The 22,263-nt window shown below is 71.7% G+C and carries 27 protein-coding genes and 1 pseudogene; 20 read left to right on the forward strand and 8 right to left on the reverse strand.

Annotated elements, in window-relative coordinates; all coding sequences use genetic code 11:
- Positions 1 to 19: 19 nt before the first annotated feature.
- Positions 20 to 631, reverse strand: coding sequence for a TetR family transcriptional regulator (locus AB0J74_RS12445; protein WP_363447586.1), 612 nt, complete (start codon positions 629 to 631; stop codon positions 20 to 22).
- Between the two features lie 81 nt (positions 632 to 712).
- Here AB0J74_RS12445 and AB0J74_RS12450 point away from each other — a divergent pair, with 81 nt between their 5' ends.
- Positions 713 to 1,429, forward strand: a complete 717-nt coding sequence (locus AB0J74_RS12450; protein ID WP_363447588.1) for an SDR family oxidoreductase — start codon at positions 713 to 715, stop codon at positions 1,427 to 1,429.
- Between the two features lie 20 nt (positions 1,430 to 1,449).
- A complete protein-coding gene (locus tag AB0J74_RS12455) occupies positions 1,450 to 1,689 on the forward strand; it encodes a 4-oxalocrotonate tautomerase family protein (RefSeq protein WP_363447589.1) in 240 nt (79 codons plus the stop codon).
- A gap of 48 nt (positions 1,690 to 1,737) precedes the next feature.
- On the opposite strand, the gene rox is transcribed toward AB0J74_RS12455, so the two are convergent.
- On the reverse strand, positions 1,738 to 3,156 hold the full coding sequence (gene rox, locus AB0J74_RS12460; protein WP_363447591.1) for a rifampin monooxygenase: 1,419 nt from the start codon (positions 3,154 to 3,156) through the stop codon (positions 1,738 to 1,740).
- Between the two features lie 98 nt (positions 3,157 to 3,254).
- Between rox and AB0J74_RS12465 the strand changes: the two are divergent.
- From AB0J74_RS12465 to AB0J74_RS12495, 7 genes and pseudogenes are all read left to right on the forward strand, one after another.
- Positions 3,255 to 3,428, forward strand: a pseudogene (locus tag AB0J74_RS12465) (GntR family transcriptional regulator); the annotation flags it as partial.
- Positions 3,429 to 3,480: 52 nt separating this feature from the next.
- Positions 3,481 to 3,720 carry a hypothetical protein gene (locus AB0J74_RS12470; protein WP_363447792.1) on the forward strand — a complete coding sequence of 80 codons (240 nt, stop codon included), beginning with the start codon at positions 3,481 to 3,483 and terminating at the stop codon, positions 3,718 to 3,720.
- 92 nt (positions 3,721 to 3,812) lie between these two features.
- Positions 3,813 to 4,616 (forward strand): SAM-dependent methyltransferase, encoded by an 804-nt coding sequence (locus tag AB0J74_RS12475; protein ID WP_363447785.1) that lies wholly within the window; start codon positions 3,813 to 3,815, stop codon positions 4,614 to 4,616.
- Between the two features lie 72 nt (positions 4,617 to 4,688).
- On the forward strand, positions 4,689 to 5,282 hold the full coding sequence (locus tag AB0J74_RS12480) for a hypothetical protein (RefSeq protein WP_363447593.1): 594 nt from the start codon (positions 4,689 to 4,691) through the stop codon (positions 5,280 to 5,282).
- Positions 5,279 to 5,902 (forward strand): TenA family protein, encoded by a 624-nt coding sequence (locus tag AB0J74_RS12485; protein WP_363447596.1) that lies wholly within the window; start codon positions 5,279 to 5,281, stop codon positions 5,900 to 5,902. The genes AB0J74_RS12480 and AB0J74_RS12485 overlap by 4 nt, the downstream gene beginning before the upstream one ends.
- Positions 5,903 to 5,925: 23 nt before the next feature.
- Entirely contained in the window at positions 5,926 to 6,402 is a 477-nt protein-coding gene (locus AB0J74_RS12490; protein WP_363447598.1) for a cupin domain-containing protein, read from the forward strand.
- 10 nt (positions 6,403 to 6,412) lie between these two features.
- Complete coding sequence (locus tag AB0J74_RS12495) at positions 6,413 to 7,150, forward strand: 3-oxoacyl-ACP reductase family protein (protein ID WP_363447601.1); 738 nt, start codon at positions 6,413 to 6,415, stop codon at positions 7,148 to 7,150.
- Positions 7,151 to 7,174: 24 nt separating this feature from the next.
- Here AB0J74_RS12495 and AB0J74_RS12500 read toward each other — a convergent pair whose 3' ends face one another.
- Positions 7,175 to 8,209 (reverse strand): cupin domain-containing protein, encoded by a 1,035-nt coding sequence (locus AB0J74_RS12500; protein ID WP_363447603.1) that lies wholly within the window; start codon positions 8,207 to 8,209, stop codon positions 7,175 to 7,177.
- Between the two features lie 184 nt (positions 8,210 to 8,393).
- Between AB0J74_RS12500 and AB0J74_RS12505 the strand changes: the two genes are divergently transcribed.
- Positions 8,394 to 9,743: a serine/threonine-protein kinase gene (locus tag AB0J74_RS12505; protein ID WP_363447605.1), complete on the forward strand. Its 1,350-nt coding sequence runs from the start codon at positions 8,394 to 8,396 to the stop codon at positions 9,741 to 9,743.
- Here the strand turns inward: AB0J74_RS12505 and AB0J74_RS12510 are convergent.
- The 4 genes from AB0J74_RS12510 to AB0J74_RS12525 form a co-directional block, all read right to left on the reverse strand.
- Complete coding sequence (locus tag AB0J74_RS12510; protein ID WP_363447607.1) at positions 9,736 to 10,254, reverse strand: hypothetical protein; 519 nt, start codon at positions 10,252 to 10,254, stop codon at positions 9,736 to 9,738. The two genes, AB0J74_RS12505 and AB0J74_RS12510, sit on opposite strands and share 8 nt — an antisense overlap.
- On the reverse strand, positions 10,254 to 10,805 hold the full coding sequence (locus tag AB0J74_RS12515) for an RNA polymerase sigma factor (RefSeq protein WP_363447610.1): 552 nt from the start codon (positions 10,803 to 10,805) through the stop codon (positions 10,254 to 10,256). The genes AB0J74_RS12510 and AB0J74_RS12515 overlap by 1 nt, the downstream gene beginning before the upstream one ends.
- 85 nt (positions 10,806 to 10,890) lie before the next feature.
- On the reverse strand, positions 10,891 to 11,655 hold the full coding sequence (locus tag AB0J74_RS12520) for a hypothetical protein (protein ID WP_363447612.1): 765 nt from the start codon (positions 11,653 to 11,655) through the stop codon (positions 10,891 to 10,893).
- A 147-nt stretch (positions 11,656 to 11,802) separates the two neighbouring features.
- A complete protein-coding gene (locus tag AB0J74_RS12525) occupies positions 11,803 to 12,348 on the reverse strand; it encodes a hypothetical protein (protein WP_363447614.1) in 546 nt (181 codons plus the stop codon).
- A 219-nt stretch (positions 12,349 to 12,567) separates the two neighbouring features.
- Here AB0J74_RS12525 and AB0J74_RS12530 point away from each other — a divergent pair, with 219 nt between their 5' ends.
- The 7 genes from AB0J74_RS12530 (at position 12,568) to AB0J74_RS12560 (ending at position 19,378) form a co-directional block, all read left to right on the forward strand.
- Entirely contained in the window at positions 12,568 to 13,713 is a 1,146-nt protein-coding gene (locus AB0J74_RS12530; RefSeq protein ID WP_363447617.1) for an AI-2E family transporter, read from the forward strand.
- A 113-nt stretch (positions 13,714 to 13,826) separates the two neighbouring features.
- Positions 13,827 to 14,519, forward strand: coding sequence for a DUF1684 domain-containing protein (locus AB0J74_RS12535; protein ID WP_363447619.1), 693 nt, complete (start codon positions 13,827 to 13,829; stop codon positions 14,517 to 14,519).
- 30 nt (positions 14,520 to 14,549) lie between these two features.
- The gene (locus tag AB0J74_RS12540) at positions 14,550 to 16,061 is read left to right on the forward strand and encodes an ABC transporter substrate-binding protein (RefSeq protein ID WP_363447622.1); all 1,512 of its coding nucleotides are present in this window, start codon (positions 14,550 to 14,552) and stop codon (positions 16,059 to 16,061) included.
- A complete protein-coding gene (locus AB0J74_RS12545; protein ID WP_363447624.1) occupies positions 16,058 to 17,020 on the forward strand; it encodes an ABC transporter permease in 963 nt (320 codons plus the stop codon). Before AB0J74_RS12540 ends, AB0J74_RS12545 begins: the two co-directional genes overlap by 4 nt.
- Positions 17,017 to 17,829: an ABC transporter permease gene (locus AB0J74_RS12550; RefSeq protein ID WP_363447627.1), complete on the forward strand. Its 813-nt coding sequence runs from the start codon at positions 17,017 to 17,019 to the stop codon at positions 17,827 to 17,829. The genes AB0J74_RS12545 and AB0J74_RS12550 overlap by 4 nt, the downstream gene beginning before the upstream one ends.
- Complete coding sequence (locus AB0J74_RS12555) at positions 17,826 to 18,641, forward strand: ABC transporter ATP-binding protein (RefSeq protein ID WP_363447629.1); 816 nt, start codon at positions 17,826 to 17,828, stop codon at positions 18,639 to 18,641. Before AB0J74_RS12550 ends, AB0J74_RS12555 begins: the two co-directional genes overlap by 4 nt.
- The gene (locus tag AB0J74_RS12560) at positions 18,638 to 19,378 is read left to right on the forward strand and encodes an ABC transporter ATP-binding protein (protein ID WP_363447631.1); all 741 of its coding nucleotides are present in this window, start codon (positions 18,638 to 18,640) and stop codon (positions 19,376 to 19,378) included. The genes AB0J74_RS12555 and AB0J74_RS12560 overlap by 4 nt, the downstream gene beginning before the upstream one ends.
- A gap of 24 nt (positions 19,379 to 19,402) precedes the next feature.
- Here the strand turns inward: AB0J74_RS12560 and AB0J74_RS12565 are convergent, their stop codons facing one another.
- On the reverse strand, positions 19,403 to 20,878 hold the full coding sequence (locus AB0J74_RS12565) for a glycosyltransferase family 39 protein (RefSeq protein ID WP_363447632.1): 1,476 nt from the start codon (positions 20,876 to 20,878) through the stop codon (positions 19,403 to 19,405).
- A 112-nt stretch (positions 20,879 to 20,990) separates the two neighbouring features.
- Between AB0J74_RS12565 and AB0J74_RS12570 the strand changes: the two genes are divergently transcribed.
- From AB0J74_RS12570 to AB0J74_RS12580, 3 genes are read left to right on the forward strand one after another with little or no spacing between them, the layout of a single operon-like run.
- Entirely contained in the window at positions 20,991 to 21,371 is a 381-nt protein-coding gene (locus AB0J74_RS12570) for a hypothetical protein (protein WP_363447634.1), read from the forward strand.
- A 9-nt stretch (positions 21,372 to 21,380) separates the two neighbouring features.
- A complete protein-coding gene (locus AB0J74_RS12575) occupies positions 21,381 to 21,884 on the forward strand; it encodes a GNAT family N-acetyltransferase (protein WP_363447636.1) in 504 nt (167 codons plus the stop codon).
- A 52-nt stretch (positions 21,885 to 21,936) separates the two neighbouring features.
- Positions 21,937 to 22,251, forward strand: coding sequence for an RICIN domain-containing protein (locus AB0J74_RS12580; protein ID WP_363447638.1), 315 nt, complete (start codon positions 21,937 to 21,939; stop codon positions 22,249 to 22,251).
- Positions 22,252 to 22,263: the final 12 nt, after the last annotated feature.

A 22,263-nucleotide genomic window follows, 5' to 3' on the forward strand; every position in this document is an offset into this window, starting at 1 on the left:
CTTGACGGATCGTCCAGGATCAGGGAGCGACCGGTGCACGCGCCTGGAGCAGGTCGAGGGCGTTGCGCCACAGGGTGTCGAGTTGCGCGGGGTCGTTGAGCAGCTTGGCCAGCAGCACCCGGCCCTCGATCTGGGCCACGATGGACCGTGCGGCGTCGCGGGCGTCGACGCCGGCGCCGGCCTCGCCGCGCTCCTTGGCCTCGACGACCACCTGCTCGATCAGGTCGATCTGGGCGTCGAAGATCTCCTGCAACCGGGTGCGGATCTCCTCCGCCTGGTTGCTGACCTCGAGCGCCAGATTGCCGAACAGGCAGCCGACCACCCGACCGGAGTCGCGCTGCGCGGTCTGCTGCACGTGCTCGGTCGCCTCGAACAGGTCGCGCAGCCGATCGAGCGGATCGCGGTCGGCGCTCAGCAGGGCCACCCACTGCGCCCGCTGTGCCGCCCAGTGGTCGTCGATCACGGTCAGCGCGAGTGCCTGCTTCGACTCGAAGAAGTAGTAGAAGCTGCCCTTGGGCACACCGGCGGCCGCGCAGATCTCGGCCACGCCCAGCGCCGCGTAGCCGCGCTGCTCGAACAGGGTCCGCGCGGCGTCGAGGATCTTGTTTCGCGCGTCACTCGTACGTCCCATGCCTTGAAGAATACACGACCGGTCGTCTAGCTTCATAGTCGACCAGTCGTCTAGTGCCTATCCGACAAGGGAGAACTCCTCATGACCGCCAATAACGGACAGAAGGTCGTCGTCATCACCGGTGCTTCGCAGGGCATCGGGGCCGGCCTGGTCGAGGCTTACCGCAAGCTCGGCTACGGCGTCGTGGCCACCTCGCGCTCGATCACGGACGCGGGCGACCCGCAGATCGTCACCGTGCGCGGCGACATCGCCGACGCCGGCACCGCCGACCGGGTGGTCGCCGCCGCGCTGGACCGGTTCGGCCGGATCGACACGCTGGTCAACAACGCCGGCGTGTTCGTGGCCAAGCCGTTCACCGACTACACCGACGACGACTACGCCCTGGTGACCGGCATCAACCTGGCCGGGTTCTTCCACCTCACCCGGCGGGCGCTGCCGCACCTGCTCGCCAGCGGCGCCGGCCACGTCGTCAACGTCACCACGAGCTTCGTCGACCAGCCCAACTCCAACGTGCCGTCGGTGCTGGCGTCGCTGACCAAGGGCGGCCTGAGCTCGGCCACCAAGTCACTGGCCATCGAGTACGCGACCCGGGGCGTGCGGGTCAACGCCGTCGCTCCTGGCATCATCAAGACCCCGATGCACCCGGTCGAGTACCACCCGACGTTCGACGCCCTGCACCCGGTCGGCCGGATGGGCGAGACCAGCGACATCGTCGACGCCGTGCTCTACCTCGAGTCGGCGCCGTTCGTCACCGGCGAGATCCTGCACGTCGACGGCGGCCAGAACGCCGGCCACTGACCGAGGAAGAGGGCCGAGCGATGCCAGTGGTCACGATCCGGATCACCCGCGAGGGCACCACGCCCGGCGCGGACGCGGCAACCCCAGAGGAGAAGGCCGCGCTCATCGAAGGCGTCAGCAAACTGCTGCTCGACGTCTTGCACAAACCGATGGACGCCACCTTCGTCATCATCGACGAGGTCGAGACCGAGAACTGGGGGTTGGGCGGGTTGCCGGTCGACGAGTACCGCGCGCGACGACGCGCGCGAGCCGAGCAATAGCCGAGCCTGCCGGGGGTGGAGGGCTTGGCCCCCACCCCCGGCAGCCGCTTACGGCGTGCCGAACCAGCGGGCGAGGTGATCGTCCAGGTCCCGCTGGTCCTCGCCGATCCAGGCGACGTGGCCGTCGGGGCGCAACAGGAGGGCGGCGACGTCCAGCGCCGCGGTGGGATCCGCGAGGTGGTCGACCCGGTCCGACCAGTCGCCGACGGTCAGCCGGTCGGTGCGGTCCACCAGCAGGCCGCGGCCGCGATGCAGCAGCCCGTAGAGGCGGCCCTGCCGCACGTCGATGTCGGGCAGGCGGCGACCGAGCAGGTCGGGGCCCGGGCCGAAGTCGTAGCGGACGCCGATCGCGGTGATCTTCTCGATCAGATAGCGGTTCACTTCGTCGAAGTCCATCAGTGCGGTGAGCAGCCTGCGCACGGCCCGCGGGCCCGGTTCGGTCGACAGCAGTTCCGTCTGGGCCCGGGTGTTGTCCAGCACGTCCTCGGCGACCGGACGACGTTCGGCCTCGTAGCTGTCCAGCAGTGCGTCCGGCGCCCAGCCACGCACCTGTGCGGCCAGTTTCCAGCCGAGGTTGAACGCGTCCTGCACGCCCAGGTTGAGGCCCTGCCCGCCGATGGGTGGATGGATGTGCGCGGCGTCGCCGGCCAGCAGCACCCGCCCGACCCGATAACGGTCGGCCAGCCGCGTCGCGTCACCGAAGCGCGACAACCAGCGCGGGGAATGCACGCCGAAATCGGTTCCGGCGATGGCGCGCAACTGTTGTCTGAAATCCTCGAGAGTCGGCGGTGTCCGACGGTCGCTGACCCCGGCGACGGGGACTATCACCCGACAGACCCCCACGCCGGCGGGCCGGAGGCTGAATCGCCGATCGGTCTCGCCGATGCCGGCCACCTTGGCGGCGATCTCCTCGGGCGGCACGCCCACTTCCATCTCACCCATCAGCGTCTCGTTCCGCGCGGGCTCGCCCGGGAAGCCGACGCCGAGCAGTTTGCGCACCGTGCTGCGGGCGCCGTCACAGCCGACGAGATAGCGCGCACGCAGCGCTTCCCCGTCGGCCAACTCGACGGTCACACCGTCGTCGTCCTGCGCGAACGCGGCCACCGCACAACCGCGCCGGACCTGCGCACCCAGCTTGATCGCATGTTCTGCGAGCAGGTCGACGACGACCGGCTGCGGGATGCCGAGCAGGTAGGCGTGCGCGGGGTCGAGATCTTCGGGCGCGGGTTTGTCGATGGCGGCGAAGTAGGCGCCGGCCGGGCGCTTTCTTCCGCGTTCGAGCAGGCGGTCCAGCAGCCCGCGCATCGCCATCAGCTCGATGCTGCGAATGTGCAGGCCGACGATGCGAGCGAACGACTCGGGCTCGGTTTCCTTCTCCAGGACGAGCACCCGCACATCGTGCAGCCGCAGTTCGGCGGCCAGGGTCGCACCGGTCGGGCCGCACCCGGCAATGATCACGTCGAACATCAGTGTTGCCTTTCGGGGAGTGCCGTGTTGGCAAGGCGCTCCCGGCGACACCTACGTCAATCGCCCGACCGTGACGGGAAGGGGGAGCACCCAGATCGATGCAGCGTTCATGGGTCTCACCTCCTCGGACGGCGTCACGTCGAACGACAAGCTATCAGTTCTTGACACAGCACGCCCCTGGGGCCCGCGGGCTGGGCGTGAGCCGCACCCCGGTGCGCGAGGCGCTCGCCCGCCTCGACGAGGCCGGCCTGGTCCGCACCAGACCCGGCCGCTACACGATGGTCAGCCCGCTCGACGTGCGCGCGGTCCGCACGCATTCGGGCGTTGCCCCCTGCTGTTCGGGCCCAGCCCGGTCCACCCGGGAGTGGCGTACGGCGCAACAAGACCCGAAAGCTCGATTACCTGCTGCCCGACGTGCGGGCCGTGGGCGGGGTGCCCTACGCGACGGCCCTGATCGAGCTGGCCCGGAACGGCGAAATCCCCAAGGACTCGCACGTGCTCTACGCCCACCTCGGCGGGCAGCCGGCCCTCGACGCCCCGTGCCGTCCGAGTGTCGAACAGTGACAGGGCGTGCTCCCGTCGTCCACTGTCGGGTTTCGAACTCCGCGCCGTCTATGCTCCTGATCCAAAGTGAACGAACCACGGAAGGGGCTCCGGTGGCGGACCAGATCGACGACCAGTTGGCCAAGCTGGACACCAGCGTGGCCCATTCGGCGCGGCTGTGGAACTTCCTGCTGGGCGGCAAGGACAACTTCGCCGCCGACCGGGCGGCGGCCGAGCAGGTGCTCGCGTTCATGCCCGAACTCGTGCAGTCGGCGCGGTTCAACCGCGAGTTCCTGGGCCGGGCCGTGCGGCACCTGGCCGGCGAGGCCGGCGTTCGCCAGTTCCTCGACATCGGCACCGGGCTGCCCACCGCCGACAACACGCACCAGGTCGCGCAGGCCACCGCGCCCGACTCGCGGATCGTCTACGTCGACAACGACCCCATGGTGCTGGTGCACGCCCGGGCCCTGCTGACCAGCAGTCCGGAGGGCGCCACCGACTACATCGACGCCGACGTCAGCGACCCGGCGCGGATCCTGGCCGAGGCCGCGCGGACCCTCGACTTCGACCGGCCCGTCGCCGTGATGCTGCTGGGCATCCTCAACTTCGTGACCGACGACGACCAGGCCCGGGAGATCGTGGCGGCGTTGACCGCCGCCGTGCCGGCGGGGAGCTACCTGGTCATCTCGCACCCCACCCGGGAGGTCAACCCGGAGGCCGTCGACCGTGCCGTGGCGATGTGGAACGACGGTGGGGCCGCCCCCATGGCGGTCCGCGACCCCGACGTCATCGCGCGGTTCTTCGACGGCTGGGACCTGATCGAGCCCGGCCTGGTGACCTGCTCGCTCTGGCGGCCGGACGGCAACGACACGACGCCGGCCTCCGAGTTCGCGGGCGTCGCCCGAAAGGCCGGCTAGCCCGCTCTCGCCGGTCGCGGCGGATCCGCCCTGCCACGGGTTGACCGTCGCCGTCGCCGGTATGGTCCCGTCGTGCAGCTAGACGATCTTCTGACACGGCACGCCGCCGCTTGGGCCGGGGCCACCCGGCATCCGTTCCTGGCCGGGGTCCGCGACGGCACGCTCCCGGCCCCGGCTTTCGCCGCGTGGCTCGTGCAGGACCGCCACTTCGTCGCGGACCTGTTGGCGTTCCAGGCCCGGCTGCTGGCCCGCGCGCCCCGGCACGCCCAGCCGGTGCTGGCGGCCGGCGCGGTGGCCCTGGTCGACGAGTTGGGCTGGTTCGACGAGCAGGCCGCCGCGCGTGGGCTCGACCTGACCGCCGCGCCGGCACGGGCCACCCTGGCCTACCGCGACCTGCTCGGCCGGCTCGATGCGGCGCCGGTGCCGGAGGCGCTGCTCGCGCTGTGGGCGATCGAGCGGACCTACCTCGACGCGTGGGCGTTCGCGGCGCCCGCCGCGCCCGGCTACCGGGAGTTCGTGACGCACTGGACCAACCCGGATTTCGCGGGGTACGTGGCGGGGCTGGCCGACGCCGCCCAGCGCGAGGCGTCCGGCGCCGACGAGGTGTTCCTGGCCGTCGTCGCCGCGGAGGTCGCGTTCTGGGCGTCGACCGGGGCCGCAGCATGAGCCTGGCCGCCGCGCTCTGGCGCGCCAACGCCGACCTGGCCTCGGCCGCGCGCAACCACCCCTTCGTCACCGGGCTCGGCGACGGCAGCCTGCCGCGCGAGGTGTTCGCCGGCTACGTGGCGCAGGACGCGTTCTTCCTGGAGTCGTTCGCCCGCGGCTACGCGCTGGCCATCGCGCACAGCCCGGACCGGCGAGGCCTGGACGCGTTCGCCGGCCTGCTCGCCGGGGTCCGCGACGAGTTGCGGCTGCACGACGGCTACGCCGGGCGCTGGGGCATCGACCTGGGTTCGGTGGAACCGCTGCCGGCCACGCTCGCCTACACCGACTTCCTGCTCGCCACCGCGGCGCTGGGCGACCTCGGGCACACCTGCGCGGCGTTGACGCCGTGCATGCGGCTGTACGCGTACCTCGGCCAGTCGCTGGCCGGTGGCGACGAGCGCTACGCCGACTGGATCCGCACCTACGCCGATCCGGGGTTCGAGGAACTCGCCGTGACGCTGGAAGGCCTGCTCGACGCCTATGCCGCGGTGGACGACGCCCGCACCGGCGTGGTCTACCGGCGCGCGATGGGGCTGGAGGTGGCGTTCTTCGAGGCGGCCTACCAGCATGGGAGGAGCTGACACCGGCGTTGGGAGCCCGCGCGATGACCGACCGCACCGTCCGCACGCCCAGCGGCGTGCTCGTACCCGCCGACATCGACCCGTTCCACCGCCGGCTGCACCGGGTGGCGCCGGCCGGCCTGGTCGACCAGACGTCGCAGACGACCGGCATGCGCCGCCGCGAGGCGATCAGCGGGAAGACGGTCGGGGCCGAGCGGCTGTGGATGGGGCAGACCCACGTGCCGGCGGCGACCGACTCCGGCAACCACCACCATGGCGCCTCCGAGACGGCGATCTTCGTGCTCTCCGGCACGCCGGTCTTCGTGTTCCTCGACCTGGAAGGGGACGAGCCGGTCGAGACCCGCGTCGAGACCGGCCCCGGCGACTACGTGTTCGTCCCGCCGTGGGTGCCACATCGCGAGGAGAACCCGGACCCCGAGACCGAGGCCGTGGTCGTGATCGCCCGCACCACCCAGGAGGCGATCGTCGTCAACCTCGACGGGCTCGACTGGACTTCCTAGTCTGTGGCCCATGAGCCTCGTCGGGAAGATGGCGGTCGTCACGGGCGGGTCGCGTGGCATCGGCCGTGCCGTGGTCGAGCGGTTGGCGCGCGACGGCGCGACGGTGGTGTTCGGCTACCGCTCCAACGCCGAGGCCGCCGCGGTGGTGGAGAAGGTGGTCGCCGAGACGGGTGGCACCGCGCACGGTGTGCGGGCGGACCTGGCCGACCCCGGCGGCGTGGCCCAGTTGTTCGCGGGCGCCGGCGAGCACCTCGACGGGCTCGACATCCTGGTCAACAACGCCGGTTCGGCGGTGACGCCGATCCTGCTGGCCGACATGACCGACGACGACTACGACTCGCTGATGGCGGTCAACGCGCGCTCGGTGTTCCAGGCGCTGCGGCACGCGGCGCGACACATGCGCGACGGCGGCCGGATCGTCAACGTCTCGACGCTCAACACGGTGCTGCCCGAGGCCGGGCTGGCCAGCTACTGCGGCAGCAAGGGTGCGGTCGAACAGTTCACCGCGGTGGCGGCGCGTGAACTCGGCCCTCGCGGCATCACCGTCAACACGGTCTCGCCCGGCGCCACCGACACCGACCTCTTGCGCGCGGTCAACCCGCCCGAGGCGCTCGAGGCCGAGGCGGCGCTGACACCGCTGGGGCGGCTCGGGCGGCCGGCCGACATCGCCGACGTCATCGCGTTCCTGTGCGGACCCGACGGCCGCTGGATGACCGGGCAGAACCTGCGGGCGACCGGCGGGCTCTAGCCCGGTGCGCCGGGCGCTGGTCGATCAGGTGTCCCGGGGGTTGGTGCGGCTGACGATGAGCGGGTCCGTCGGGGTGTGAGGGAACGTCGGGAGCTCCCGTTCGGGCACGCCGAACGCGGCCGAGAGCACCTCGCGGGTGAAGGCCGACGCGGTCGCGCGGTAGCCGATGTCGGCGGGCATCGGCTGGTCGAAGAAGATCAGAAACTGGAACCCGTCTTCGCCGAGGGTCTCGATGTGGTGCGGGTAGGCGCGCGGGATGAAGTAGGCCTGACCCGGTTCGAGCACATATTCGTCGAGCGAGCCGTCGGGCGACAGCACCCGCATCTTGGCATGTCCCTTGTGGACGTAGCCGAGCTCGGCCGTGACCGGATGCCAGTGCGGCTCGCGCATGCCGTCGTCGTGCACGGCGAGCCTGTACATCGACAGGTCTTCCAGTGCCGCCCAGTACTGCTTGCGGGCCAGCTTCGCCCAACCGTACTCGTAGGACAGTGGTGCCGCCTGTGCCTCCGCGTCGAACAGGCGGGCGTTGGGCAGGCCGGCGGTGTCCGGGATCCGGGCCGGGCCGTCGCGCCGCACGATCTGCGACGAGTGGTGCCGGTCGAAGGCGGCGAACGCGTCCGACGGCAGGTCGTAGGTGTTGCCCAGCACGGCGTTGGTCATCGCACTGAAGCTGTCCTGGAGCGAGAAGTGCTCCGGCCGGTCGGTGCGCAGGGCCGCGATGATCTCGGCGTTGCCGTCGCCGACATTTTCGATGTGGTAGATCGCGCCGGATTCGACGTGATACATCTGGCCGGTCCGCACCACGAAGCTGGCGAAGCTGTCACCGTTGCCCAGCAACGAGACCAGCACGGTGCCGGCGGCCACGTAGGCGATCTGGTTGGCGTTGACGTTCCACTGTGGCTCCCGGATCGCGCCGGGCGCGAGCGTGATCCGCTTGAGCGACATCCCGGAGAGGATCGGCAGCGAGCTTGCCGCGAGTTGGCTGATCGTGCCGAACTCGTTCTCGAAGACGCGCTCGCCGTCGATGAGTGACCCGACGTGCGCCACCTTGCCGGCCATGGCGACCCTTTCCCCCCGTTTGATGCGTTCAGAGCGTATCCGGTACGCCGGGGGCGCCGTGCGCTATTCGGTGGCTCCGAGGCGGCGCTTCCGGCGCGGTCAGGCCGCGTCGGGCTCCGGTCCATCACCGGACCATACCCGCGGTGCGGGGCCTCCCCTTGCGGCAGCTGCGACACTGGGCAGCGTGACTAGCCCCGCGCGGATCGGGTCCTACCGCGTCGAACGGCTGCTCGGCACCGGCTCGTTCGCGATGGTGTGGCTGGGGCATGACCCTTCACTCGACGCGCGGGTCGCGATCAAGGTGCTGGCCGAGAACTGGAGCCACGACCTGCGGGTACGCGAACGATTCCTCGACGAGGCCCGCCTGCTGTGGCGGCTCGACGACGAGCGGGTCATCCGGGTCCATTCGCTCGGTGAGCTGCCCGACGGCCGGCCCTACATGGTGATGGCGTGGGCCGACGGCGGCAGCCTCCGCGACCGGCTCGCCGCCGGGCCGATCCGGTCGGCCGCCGCCCTGTGGGTCCTGCGGGAGGTCGCCGCGGGCGTCGCCGTCCTGCACGCCACCGGCATCGTGCACCGCGACCTCACCCCGGGCAACGTGCTGTTCCGGTCGACCGGTGCGCGGGCCGGCCGGCCGGCGGAGCAGGTCGTCATCGCCGACCTGGGCCTGGCCAAGGCGCTCGCGGCCGCCTCCGGCCTCACGGCGCGGGCCGGCACGCCCGGCTACATGGCGCCCGAACAGGACGACCCGCTCGCGGTCGTCGACGCCCGCGCCGACGTCTACGGCCTCGGCCGGCTCGGCGCCCGGCTGCTGACCGTTTCCACCGGTCAACGGGTCCGACTGCGTGCGGGCGTCCCGCCGGGTGTCGCCGGCGTCCTGCGGCGGGCCACCGCGGTGCGGCCAACCGACCGCTTCCGCGACGCGGCCGCGTTCGCCGCCGCGTTCGACGCTGCCACGGGCACGCGAGACCCGTCGGCGCTACGCCGGCGCCGCGGCATCGTCACAGCCGGTGCCGTGCTCGTGGCCACCGGAGTCGCCGCGGGGCTGTCCGGCGATGCCGGGCCGGCGTGGCCGGCCGAAATCGCGTCGGACCGGAGTGGACGGATCGCGGTCACACTTCCGCCCGGATGGCGCGGCGTGGCCGCGGACTGGCCGGACCCTTTGACCCCCGCGGGTGGCCGCCAACCGGCGCTGATGGTGTCGCCGGCGCCGGCGGTCTGGCGGACCGACCCCCGGATACCGGGAGCGTTCGTCGGACTGTCGCGGGCCGACACCACGCCCGCCGCCTACGTCGCCGACCATCCCCACCCACGGTGCGTCGCCGCGCCCACGCGGACCGTCCGTAGGGCGGGAGTCGACTGGGTGGTTGCGGCGTATTCGGCTTGTCCGGGTCCGAAGGCCACGATCGTGGAGGCGGCGGGTCGCGGTCTGGGCACCGCCGGCCTGGTCTACGTGCAGGTCGTGCCGCCCGCCGGCGGCGGGCCGGAGTTCGTCGACGCGTTGCTGTCCGGAATCCGGGTGCGGGCTAGCTGACCACCACCACCGTGACGGTGTCGGTCCGCTCGTCGTGCGGAATGGTCACCTCCACCGTCCCCGGCCGCAGGAGGGCGATGTCGACCACCCCCGCCTCGTAGGACCGCGCGACCAGCGATTCCGGGTCGACGGTGACCAGGCCCGGGCCGATGCCGCGCAGCCGCAGGATCGCACCGGCGCGCAAGCACAACGGTCTTAGCGTTTCGAACTCCGTCTCCGCGATCGTCAGTTCGTAGACCACCGGTCCGAGGCAGTTGCTCTCCCTGGTTGGCCCCGTCGCCGACGGTGCCGGTGGGTTCCGGTGGATGCGCGGCGGACGCGGCTGCGGCGGCACGGTCGTGGTGGCCGACGGAAGCGCCCGTTGGGTCGCCGGCGCGGTGGGCGCCGTCGCGGCGGCCGACTCGATGGGCAGCGGTGCCACCGCGATCTGCGCCGCGCACGCGGCGAGCCCGGCCACCGCCGGCGCCAGCAGCACCGTGCGGATCAGCCGGACCCGGCGACTGGGCGGCATCAGCGCGGCCCGTCGCTGAGCCGCAGCCGCAGGCGGCGCCGGGCATCGTGGATCCGTGACTTCACGGTCCCCTCCGGTACGTCCTGGAGGCCGGCGACCTCTCGGTAGCTGAGGCCGATGACATCGCGCAGGGTGACCGCCTCGGCCAGGTCGGGGCTCAGGCATTCGAGCGCGTCGAGCAGGTCGAGCCGGGTCCCGGCGACGACGCTGGTCCGCCGCGGGTCAGGGTTGTCGGGCACGGGCCGGCCCGACGCTTCGTTCTGGAAGCGGTGGCGCAGCCGCTGGTACGTGGACCGGGCCCGGTTGGCGGCGAGTCGGTGCAGCCAGGTGCGGAAGGACGAGCGTCCCTCGAACCGTTCGATGCCGCGGGCGAGCGCGAGCAACGTGTCCTGGCACGCCTCCTCCGCGTCCTCGCGGTAAGGCAGGAACCGCGCGCACACGCGCAGCACCTCTGGGCCGACGGCGATCAACAACGCGTTCACCGCGGCCGGGTCGCCGGCCGCGGCGGTGCGCGCCATCGTCTCCAGATCGTCGGTCGCGCGAAAAGCCATCGACGGTTGCCTCATGTGGTGAGCATGCGCGCACCGCCCGGGCGCGGAGGCGTCCGGACGGTGCCAACTTGAGCGGATCATGTGGCTATCGGACGACCACGACGGTCAGGGTCCTCGGCGGCGAGTCGCCATGGGTGATCTCGAACGTGACGGTCCCGGTGCGCAGCAGACGGCAGTCCCGCACCGCCGCCTCGTAAGAGCACCTGACGGCAGCGGACGGACGCACCACGAAGCCCTCAGGGCCAAGGTTGGTCACCCGCAGCACCGCGCCGAGCTTCAGGCAGAGCGCCGCCCACGGCGGTCCCCCTTCGGCGGCGTCGATCGGATAGGGCGCGACCGCCGGGCAGGCCGGCGCCGGCCGCACCGACCCGGACACGATCGTCAGGCTCAGGGTGCGAACCGCGGCGTCGCCACGGGTGATCGTGACGCGGACCTTGCCGGTGTTCACCAGGCGGCACTCACGGACGCCGGCCTCGTACTGACAGTTCGTCCTGCCCGCCGGGCTGACCGCGAAGCCCTCGGGACCGAGGTGCTCGACACGCAGGACGCCACCGACGGCCATGCACAGCGGGCGCCAGGGCGGCCCGTTGTCGGACGCGTCGATCCGGTGGATGACAGCACCGAGACAACCCCTGGCCGGGGGGCGGACGGGCGCTGGCACGGCGACCCGGGCGGGCCGCGGTGCGACGTCCGGCGATCTCGCCGGCGTCGCCGCCGCCGTGGTCGTGGCGGGGGTCGCCGTGGCTGTCGGGGGGCGGCCGGTGGGTGTGTTGACGACCGGGGTGCAGGCGGCCGCGGTCATCGCGAGCATGGCGACGGCGGTCAGGCGGGCAACGGACAGGTATCGCATCACAGGGCTCCTTCGGAGAGGACGTTTCACCCTGTTAGTCCGCGCGGCCGGCCCTTTTGTTCGACGCCGGCGGTGCCCGATTCGCGTGCCCGCCGAACACGATCATGTGAACGCCAGGCAGCCCGGCGTTCACATGATCGGTTCAGGTCATGCCACCGATTGCCGCCGGCGCCGCACCAGCACCAGGCCGAGCCCGGCCAGCGTCAGTGCACCGCCGAGGCCGGCGACCCGGCCGAGCGTGCCGGCCATCGCGGGACCGGTGACCGGCAGCGTGCCGCCGGTGGCCGGGCACGTCTGTGCCAGGTCGAAGGTGCCGTCGGTGCCCGTGATCACGGCGGTCGCGCTGATGATGGAGTGCGGGTCCAGGAGTTGGCCGTCGGCCGACAGGCCCGCGGGAGTCCGGATCCAGGCGTGGCCGTCGACGATGGCGCGGTCCGTACCCGGCTCGTGTGTGATGGTTTCGGTGACCGGGCCGCCCTCGGTGGCGAACTCGATCGTCAGGGTCTGGAAGTCCCCCTGGTCCTTTGGCCGCGACAGGGCGAACACCCAGACGTCTTCGCCGGCGAACGGGCCGCCGCCGAAACGCGGGTCGCAGCGGTGGACCGGGAACTGGGCCGCCGTCTGGCCGGTGTCGGCCGGGTCGATGTTGATCGTGGTGTCGGCCCAGGCGGGCGCCGCTCCGAGAGCGACCATCGCGACGAGGGTCACAACGCCACCGATGCGGGCGAGGACAGATATCCGCACAAGATCACCCCAACTGGTAGTTGTCCGGGTAAAGCTCATGAACAGGACGCGACCCTGTGTTAGGTAATCACGCGGGACCGATCTTCGCCGTCGTATTCGCGAGTCCCGTTCGGCTCATCAGTCGACCGCCGTACGCCCGGATTGTGGGTAAAAGTGGTGAGATGAGCTGTGCGCATCGACCCGCAGGACCGGCGCAGCACCGCGGGGGTGGTGCGCGCGCTGGTCGTCGCCGCGTCGATCGTCGTGGTGGTCGCCGGGATGCGGGCCGCCGGCGGCCTGCTGGCGCCGATCTTGCTCGCGCTGATCCTGGTCGTCGCGCTCAGCCCGGTGCAGGCGGGCCTGGCCCGGTGGATCCCCGGGTGGCTGGCGACCGCGGTGCTGATTTTGGTTCTCTACGGGATCCTGGTGGCCGGCGCGGCGTCGCTGGTGGCCGCGGGCATCCAACTGGCGTCGATTGCTCCGCGCTATCAGGACCGGGTGCGCGACCTCGTCGACCAGGTGCAGCACTGGCTGCAGGAACAGGGCCTCAACCCCGAGGACGCCAGCCAGCTGGTGACCCGGCTCGACCCCAGCACGCTGGCCAACATCGCGCAGACGGTGGCCGGCGCGGTGCTCTCGCTGCTGACCAACCTGGTCTTCCTGATCACCCTGCTGCTCTTCATGGCGGTGGAGACGGCCGGCTATCCCAGCCGGATGGCCCGGGTCGACATGGTCCGCCCACGGCTGACCCGGGCGTTGCGGCAGTTCGTCCACGGCACCCGGCGCTACCTGCTGGTGTCGACGATCTTCGGAGTGGTCGTCGCCATCTTCGACGGCATCGCGCTGTGGATCCTCGGCATTCCGCTCGCGACCCTGTGGGCGGTGCTGGCGTTCGTCACGAACTACATCCCGAACATCGGCTTCGTCATCGGCCTGGCCCCACCGGCGGTGCTGGCCCTCCTGGAGGGCGGCGTCGGGCTGATGGTCGTCGTGATCGTCGTATACAGCGTGATCAACTTCGTCCTGCAGTCCATCGTCCAGCCGAAGATCGTCGGCGACAGCGTCAACCTGTCCGTCACGGTGACCTTCCTGTCCCTGATCTTCTGGACCTTCATCCTCGGCGGCGTCGGTGCGGTGCTGGCCGTGCCGCTGACCCTCCTGGCCCGGGCCCTCCTGGTCGACGCCTCGCCGGGCACGCGCTGGGCCGACATCTTCCTGTCCGGCAGCGCGACCGTCCGCGGCGAGGCCCGCTGGTCGGCCAACGCGCCGCCACAGAAGGGCTGGTGGGCCCGGCGCCGGACGAAGCGTCGGGAGCCGCCGGCCGAGGAGGACTGATCGCCACCCCCCGGGGCGCGCAGCGCCTGTGAGCAAGCGCACGCGGTGGATTAACCAAGCTAGACAGTAGGTTAAGTCGAGTTGATATTTCCTCGACCGGTAAGGCCCCACCCGTGCCCAGCTCCTCCGCTCCCCCCGCGGCCGTCGACCGTGCCCGTGCGTCCTGGCCGCGATGGCGCGACGCCCGGCTCTCCCGGGTCACCGCGCCGATGGGCAACCTCGCCCTGGTCGAGACGATCTGGGGCGCCCGCGTCGAGGACCATCCGGGCAGCGTGCCGATCGAGCGGCGCGACCGGCGCACCGGTGCCGTCGACCACGGCGTGCGGCGGTTCGACGCCGACTCCCCGGCCAACCGCCACTTCGCCGGGATCGACGTCTACCCGTTCGACCCGGCCTGGGTGATCGAGGCCCGGTTCGTGGCGCACGATCCGCCGCGCCTGGTGGCCTTCGAACACCTGCGCGACAACGGGCTCACCCGCGACCTCGCCGTACCCGGCGACATTCTCTTCACGCTCGACGGCGTCGACTACGCCTTCGACGCGTTCGACGACGACGGCACGCTGCTGCTCGTCTTCGGCGACCGGACCAACGGCGTCGAGACGTACGCCTCCGGCCGTTTCCTCTTCGTGCCGCGGGCGCCCGGCGACGACCGGGTCGTGCTCGACTTCAACCGGGCCTTCGTGCCGCCGTGCGGGTTCTCCGGGCAATACAACTGTCCGATGCCGCCGCGGCAGAACCGCTTCGGCCTGGCCGTGCGGGCCGGCGAGAAGCTGCCCCTCTTCCGCGACGGCTTCCAGGTGCACTGAACCTCGCTCCCCCTTGATCCGGAGAAAATCGTGAAGAAGCAACGAATCGCGCTGCTCGGCGCCGCCCTCGCGACCGCCGTGGCGCTGGCCGCCTGCGGTTCCGGCGGCGGCTCGACCGCCGGGGCGCCGGCTGCGGCCGACGCGAACGCCGTCGTGCAGGTCGGCTCGCTCTACGAGCCGCAGAACCTCGACAACACCGGCGGCGGTGGCCAGGGCGTCACCGAGGCGTTCAACGGCAACGTCTACGAGGGCCTCTACCGGCTGACCGACGACGGCAAGGTCGAGCCGCTGCTGGCCACCGGCAACACGGTCAGCGCCGACGGCCTCACCTACACCTTCACGTTGCGCGACGGTGTGACGTTCCACTCCGGCAAGGCGCTCACGTCGGAGGACGTGAAGTACAGCATCGAGAAGGTGCTCGCGCCCGACTCGAAGTCGGCCCGCAAGAGCAGCTTCCCGGAGATCAAGCAGATCACCACGCCCGACCCGAAGACGGTCACCGTCACGCTGGCGACCCGGTCGATCTCGTTCGTCTACAACCTGAGCTACGTCTGGATCGTCAACGACCAGGCCGGCAGCATCGCGGCCAAGGAGGACGGCACCGGGCCCTACCAGCTCGACACCTGGAAGCGCGGCTCGACGCTGACGCTGAAGAAGTTCGCGGACTACTGGGGCACGCCGGCCACCAACGGCGGCGTCGTGTTCCACTACTTCACCGACGGCAGCGCGCTCGACAACGCGTTGCTGACCAACGCGGTGGACGTGGTGACCAGCGAGCAGAACCCGGACGCGCTGCCGCAGTTCGCCGACAACCCCGCCTACAAGGTCAACGACGGGAAGTCGACGACCAAGCTGCTCTTGGCCTTCAACGACCGGGTCGCGCCCTTCAACAACACCCAGGTGCGCAAGGCGATCAGCTCGGCCATCGACAACAAGAAGCTGCTCCAGTCGATCTGGGGTGACCACGGCACGCTCATCGGCTCGATGGTGCCGCCGACCGACCCCTGGTACACCGACCTGACCGGCGTCAACCCGCACAATGTGGACACTGCCAAGAGCCTGCTGGCACAGGCCGGCTATCCCAAGGGGTTCAGCTTCACGCTCGACACGCCCAACTACGACCCGCACCCGACGGTCGCGACGTTCGTCAAGTCGGAGCTGGCCAAGGTCGGTATCACGGTGAACATCAACGTGATCACCTCCGACCAGTGGTACACGAAGGTCTACCAGAACAAGGACTTCCAGGCGACGCTGCAGGAGCACGTCAACGACCGGGACGTCGTCTGGTACGGCGACCCCGACTTCTACTGGGGTTACGACAACCCGCAGGTCACCGACTGGGTCAAGCAGGCCGAGCAGGCGCCGACCGAGGCGCAGCAGACCGAACTGCTCAAGAAGGTCAACCAGCAGATCGCGCAGGACGCGGCGAGCGACTGGCTCTACCTCTACCCGCAGATCGTGGTGGCCTCGACGAAGGTCTCGGGTTACCCGGTCAACGGGCTCAACTCGCAGTTCTTCGCGTACGGCATCAAGAAGGGATGACCCGGTATCTGGTGCGGCGGGCGGCACTGCTCGCCGGCACCCTGGTCCTCGCCAGCGTCGTGCTGTTCCTGCTGCTGCGCCTGCTGCCGGGTGATCCGGCCAACGCGCTGCTGTCGGTCGGCGCGACGCCCGACCAGGTCGCCGCCGCCCGCCACCAGATCGGCACCGACCGGCCGCTGCCCGCCCAGTTCGCGCACTGGATCGGGCAGCTGGCCACGCTGCACTTCGGCACCTCGTTCGTCAGCTCGCTGCCGGTCGGCCCGGAGATCGTCAGCCGGCTGTCGGTGACCGTGCCGCTGACCCTGGCCGCGTTCGTGCTCGCGGTGCTCGTCGCGGTGCCGGTCGGGTTCCTGGCCGCGCACCGGTCACACACCTGGTACGGCGCGCTGGCCGGGGTGGTGTCGCAACTCGGCATCGCCGTACCCGCGTTCTGGCTGGGTCTGATCCTGGTCTGGGTGTTCGCGTTGCGGCTGCGCGCGCTGCCGGCCGGCGGCTTCCCGCCCGACGGCTGGGCGACACCCGGCGACGCGGTCCGGGCGCTGATCCTGCCCGTGGTCACCGTCGCGCTGGTGATGTCGGCGTCGCTGATCCGCTACGTGCGGTCGGCGACCCTCGACGTGCTCGGCAGCGACCACCTGCGCACCGCCCGCGCGCTCGGCTCGTCGTTCCTCGGGGCGATGTGGCGGCACGGGGTGCGCAACGCCTCGGTGCCGGTGGTCTCGGTGCTCGGCATCGAACTGGCCACCACGTTCCTCGGTGCGGTCGTCATCGAGAGCGTGTTCGCGCTGCCGGGCCTGGGCAGCATGCTGGTCCGCGGCATCGCGCAGCACGACTACCCGGTGATCCAGGGCGTCCTGTTCGTCAGCACGTTCGCGGTGCTGGTGGTCGGCTTCCTGAGCGACGTCGCGCAGCGGCTGATCGACCCGCGGCTGCGCACCTCCTTCGGTCGGCGCCGATGAGACGTCGCGTCTTCCTGATCGTGGGCGCCGTCCTGGTGGTGCTCGTGCTGGCCATCGCTCTGGTGTCGCTGTTCTGGACGCCCTACCCGGCCGCCGACACGACCGGCGGCCGGCTCGACGGACCGAGCCTGCACCACCTGCTCGGCACCGACAAGCTCGGCCGCGACCTGCTCACCCGGCTGATGATCGGCGCGCGGATCGCGCTCGCGGTCGGCGCGGGCGCGGTAGCCCTGGGAGCGGTCGTCGGCGGCGTGGCCGGGCTGCTGGCCGGCTTCGCGAGCCGCTGGGTCGACGACGCCCTCGCGGCGCTGCTCGACATCCTGATCGCGTTCCCGACGCTGCTGCTGGCGATGCTCGTCGTCGCCGCGCGCGGGGCCTCCCTGGGCTCGGCGATCGTGGCGATCGGCCTGGCCATGTCGGCGATCGTCGCCCGGCTGACCCGGATCCTGGTCAAGCGGGTGCTGGCGATGGACTACGTGACCGCGGCCCGCACGTCGGGCGTGAGCTGGCCGCGCATCGTCACCGCACACGTGCTGCCCAACATCTGGCCGACGCTGGCGGTCAACCTGGCCCTGCAGTTCGGGTTGGCGGTGCTGGCCGAGGCCAGCCTCTCCTACCTCGGGCTCGGCCCGCCGCCGCCCAACGCGTCATGGGGCCGGCTGCTCCAGGAAGCCCAGTCGACGGTGCTCACCGCACCGGTCGGCGCGATCGCGCCCGGTGTGCTGCTGGTCGTGCTCGTCGTCGGCGTCAACCTGGTCGCCGACGGGTTGCGCGACGTCGCCGACCCGACCCGCCGGAGGCAACGATGAGCCTGCTGGAGGTGGCCGGCCTGACCGTGACCAGGTCGGACGGGCGCGTCCTGGTCGACGACCTGTCCTTCGGTGTCCCGCGGGGCGGACGGCTCGGCCTCATCGGCGAGTCCGGGTCCGGGAAGTCGCTGACCGCGCTGGCCGTGACCGGCCTGCTGCCGCCGGGCCTGCGCCCCGCCGGCACGGTCGTGCTCGACGGGACGCCGGTGATCGGGGCCAAGGACCGGGACCTTGATCGGGTACGCGGCCGGGCCGCCGCGATCGTCTTCCAGGAGCCGTCGACCGCGCTGGACCCACTGATGCGGCTCGGGCGACAGATCGCCCTACCCCTGCGCCGGCATCAGGGGCTGCGCGGTGGCGCCCTGCGCGCGGCCGTTCTCGAGGCGTTGCGGGAGGTCTCGCTGCCGGAGCGGGTGGCGCGGGCCTACCCGCACGAGGTCTCCGGTGGCCAGCGCCAGCGTGCGGCCATCGCGATGGCCCTGGCCTGCCGGCCCGCGCTGCTGATCGCCGACGAACCGACCACCGCGCTCGACGTCACCGTGCAGGCCGAGGTGCTGGCGCTGCTCGACCGCCTGGTCGCCGCGCACGACATGGCGCTGCTGTTCATCAGCCACGACCTGGCGGTGGTCGGGAAGGTGACCGAGGAGGTCGTGGTGCTCTCGGCCGGCCGCGCCGTCCGCTCCGGCCGGCTGGCCGACGTGCTGGCCGACCCCGGCGACGGCTACACCGGCTCGCTGGTGGCCAGCGCCCGCCGCCTCGACGCCGCCCTCGGCAACGCCGTCCTGGGCGACGCGGCCGGAGGTGCGGTGTGATTCTCGAAGCGCGCGACGTCGGCTTCCGGTATCCCGGTGGTGCCGAGGTGCTCAGCGGTGTGTCGTTCGGTGTGACGCCGGGTCGGAGCATGGCGCTGGTCGGCGAGTCGGCGGCGGGCAAGACCACGCTGCTGCGGTTGCTGCTCGGGCTGCGCCGGCCGACCAGCGGCGCGGTGCTGTTCCAGGGCGAGCCGCTGCCGACCAGCCACCGGGCCGCCCGGCCGTTCCGGCAGCACGTGCAGACCGTGTTCCAGGATCCGTACTCCTCATTGGACCCTCGCCAGCGCGTCGGCCGGATCGTCGCGGAACCGTTGCGGGCGCTGGGTTTCGCCGACCACGCGTCCCGGGTCGCGGCCGCCCTCGACGCGGTCGGCCTGCCGGTCGACACCGCCGAGCGCTATCCCGACGAGTTCTCCGGCGGGCAGCGGCAGCGGATCGCGATCGCCCGGGCGATCGCGGTCGAGCCGACCGTGTTGCTGGCCGACGAACCGGTCAGCGCGCTGGACGTCAGCACCAAGGTGCGGATCATCGACCTGCTGGCCGAGTTGCGCGCGACCCGCGGCCTGACGCTGGTGATGGTCTCGCACGACCTGGCCGTGGTGGCCAGCCTCTGTGACGAGACCGTCGTGCTCGAGCGGGGCCGGGTGGTCGAGCAGGGGCCGACCGGGGCGGTGCTGGGCAGCCCGCGGGATCCGTACACCCGGCGCCTGATCGCCAGCATCCCGCGGCTGCCCTAGGGCGCCGCCGGGCCGGCGATCGCCTCACGAGTAGTGCTGCAGCCGCGGCCACAGCGCCTGCCACGAGTCGACCGGGTCGCGGCAGACGCGGATGTCGTTGTCCTGCTCCTCGTTGGGGATGTCGACGCCGTTGTCGAGGGCCCGCGCGACCTGGCACGACGCGAACAGCGTGCTGAGCGGGTCGCCGAAGCCCACCGCGATCACGACGGTGGCGCCCTCCGGCGGCCGGCCGCGGTACCAGAGCTCGTTGTGTCCGCTGTAGACGGCCGGCAGGTCGACGCCGTAACGATCGAGCGCGCCGGCTTCGCCGTAGTTGGCGGTCAGGATCACCGCGTGGGCGCGGTCGGCGGCCGGCAACGAGGTGACCACCGAGGTGATCTGCTGGACGTAGACCGGCCAGCCGATCTGGTCGCTGGTGCCCTGGTTGATGTCGGCGATGGGGGTCTTCGCCAGCGCCGACACGGGCATCACCGGCAGCGCGACCAGCGCCGCCACCACCAGGTTGAGGGCGACCGCCGCGCCGAGCAGCAGCCGCCGCCGGCCGGCGGCCCAGCGCACGGCCGACGGGCACCCGGCCGCGTAGAGCGCCAGCACCAGACCCAGCGGGTAGTAGGGCTGGCCGCCGGTGACGAGCACCAGCGCGCAGACCACCGGGTAGGCCAGGGCGATCGCGCGCAGTTCGCGGGTGCGCCACAACCGCACGAAGCCGGCCACCCAGATCGGCACGACGAAGATGCCGAGCATGACGAGTTGGAACGGCACGAACAGGGTCCGCGAGTCGCCGCCCTTGTCTTCGCGGATCGCGTTGGCCATCTTGACCTGCGGCCAGTCGTGGGTGACCTGGTAGACCAGGTTGGGCGCCCCGACGACCAGCGCGACCGCGATGCCCGCCCAGAGCCAGCGCGACGCCAGCACCCGGCGCGGGCCGACCAGGGCCAGCGAGAGTCCGATCGCGATCAGGGTCAGCACCACGAGCTGCTTGTTGTAGAGCCCGATGCCGACGCCCAACCCGGCCGCCAGCCACCACCGCGGTTCGCCACGCAGCGCCCGCACCACGAACAGCAGCACTGCTGCCAGCACCACCATGTCGACGGTCGCGGTCAGCAGGACGTGACCGAAGACCAGCGGGAAGGCGCCCGCGGCACCGAGCGCGGCCAGGATCTGCGCACCGCGGCCGCCGCCGAGTTCCCGGGCCAGCAGCGAGGTCAGGATCGCGGTCGCCACGGTGGCCAGCGACCCCGGGATCCGCAGCGCCCACAGGTGGTCGCCGAAGACCTCGGTCGTCAACCGCGCAAGCAGCGGCGTCAGCGGCGGCTGGTCGACATATCCCCAGGCCGGGTGCTCGCCGAGCAGGCGGAAATAGAGTTCGTCGCGGTGGTAGCCGTAAAGGTTGCTGCCCGCCGCGACCACGGCGCCCAGCAGCACGGCGACCACGCCCACCGGACCCCAGGCCATCGCCGGCCGGCGCGCATCCACTGTGCCGTCCCCCGTTTGTCGCACGGCACGACCGTAGACCTCCGGGCCGAGCACTGGGAACCCCGATCGCGACCCATCGACGGGTACCAACCGAACCGGGCCGCCCCGCCGCCCGCGATCTGGTCTAATGCCTGTCGTGTCCAGCCTGGAAAGACCCGCGCACGCGACGCCGCCCGGCACGGTGCTGGCCGCGGCGATCCTGCTCTACGTCGGCGGCGGGTTGACCGCGCTGGCGGCCGTGGTCGGCCTGGCCCGCGGTCCGCTGCTGGTGTCCCTGATCTACCTCCCGCTCGGCGCCCTCTACCTCGCTCTCGGGCGCGCCGTGCAGACCGGCCGCCCCTGGGCCCGGGTTGCCGTCCTGGTCCTGTGCGGCCTGGGGATCGCCTTCGCGCTCGTCCGTCTGGTCGCCTCGGGCCCGGCGGAGGCGCTCAGCGGGCTCGCGTGGCCGGTCGTCTACGCGATCCTGGTCAACACCGAGTCGGCCCGCGCGTGGTTCCGGCAGGACCGCCCCGCATAGGCTCGCCCGATGAACGACGTACGGATCGTGCACCTGAACGGCCCGACCTTCGCGGCCCTGGCCCGGGGCGACCTAGCCGCCGCGAACGCGGCCAGCCCTGTGCCGCTGTCCGCCTACTTCGCCGGCCCGGACTGGCGCGGCGTCTGGGAGATGCGCAGCCAGCAGGTCGCGGCCGACCCGGCCAGCGCCGCCTGGGTCACCGGCGTCATCTGGGACGAGGAACGGCACCTCGCGGTCGGGCGGGCCGGCTATCACGGTCCACCCGACGCCGAGGGGATGGTGGAGATCGGCTACGCCGTCGAGCCCGAACACCGGCGCCGGGGCTACGCGCGGGCCGCCCTGGAATCGCTCCTGCGCCGGGCCGACGAGGAGCCCGCGGTGCGCACGGTCCGGGCCACCATCGCCCCCGACAACGACGCCTCCTACCGGTTGGTCGCGCAGTACGGCTTCGTCAAGGTCGGCGAGCAGTGGGACCCTGAGGACGGCCTGGAGATCATCTACGAGATCCGATAGGCGCGTCGGGTATCACCGGCGGCGCGGGCGGTCTCTGACCGGTGACACGGCTGTGCCGCCGCCCTCGCCCTGCTCGCCGTGCCGGCCTCGGCCGCAACCAACGGACGGTCGCTGTTCGGCAACGCCAACAGCGGCAAGTGCCTGGAGATGCCGTACTCCTGGACGCACGACCTGGCTCCCGCCGGCCAGTTCTCCTGCCACGGCGGGATCAACCAGCAGTGGAACATGGCTACCCTCGACCGGCCTCATCCAGAACCGCTTCAGCGGCAAATGCCTTGAGGTGTACGCCTGGAGCACGTACGACTTCGCCGCCGTCGTGCAGTGGACCTGCCACGGTGGTCGCAACCAGGTCTGGTCCTGGCGCTAGCCTTCGCGCCAC

The sequence above is a fragment of the Asanoa sp. NPDC049573 genome, from assembly GCF_040676615.1.
Lineage (GTDB): Bacteria > Actinomycetota > Actinomycetes > Mycobacteriales > Micromonosporaceae > Asanoa.